The 651-nt window shown below is 61.3% G+C and carries 1 protein-coding gene; it reads left to right on the top strand.

Annotation, left to right across the window (positions count from 1 at the left end; translation table 11 throughout):
• Positions 1–651: transposase (locus tag ACFQE9_RS15160; RefSeq protein WP_379746621.1), on the top strand; the 651-nt coding region annotated here is incomplete at both ends.

Here is a 651-nt window from a genome sequence, read left to right as displayed (position 1 = left end):
GTGGTTGCCCGTTGGAAGCAAGGTAACTACGCGGGGAAGCCGCACTTCACCGCTCCGACGCTCGTCTACGATAAGCGGTGTGCGACGTTCAACGACGACCACGCGACGCTCTCAACCGTCGACGGACGCATCACCGCCGAGTACGTCCTTCCCGACGAGAATCGCGAAACGCCCCACTCGGAGTACCTGTTCAACGACGATTACGAAGTGACGGGCGGAGAACTCCACTACCGCGACGGTGAGTTCTACCTTCACGTCCGCACAAAGGCGGACGTGGAGTTCGAGACTGCCGACGATGGCAACGACGGGCACAGCACAGTCCTCGGCGTTGACCTCGGTATCGAAAACGTCGCCGTCACCTCAACGGGTACATTCTGGAACGGGTCGGAGTTGAACCATTGGCACCGCGAGTTCGAGAAGCGGCGCGGGTCGCTTCAACAGCGTGGCACACGAGCCGCCCACGAAACTATCCAGTCCGTCGGACGCACTGAGACGGGCCGCTACGACCACTTCTTCCACACCGTCTCGAAGGAACTCGTCGCCGAAGCCGTCGAGTACGGCTGTGACGTAATCGCGTTCGAGAACCTGACGGGGATTCGTGAACGGATGCCTCGCGCAAAGAAGTTCCACGCGTGGGCGTTCCGACGCCTG

The organism is Halopenitus salinus (assembly GCF_042662125.1).
Classification (GTDB): domain Archaea; phylum Halobacteriota; class Halobacteria; order Halobacteriales; family Haloferacaceae; genus Halopenitus; species Halopenitus salinus.
Note: the sequence above shows the minus strand (reverse complement) of the source record. Positions and strands in the feature narration are given on the sequence as shown.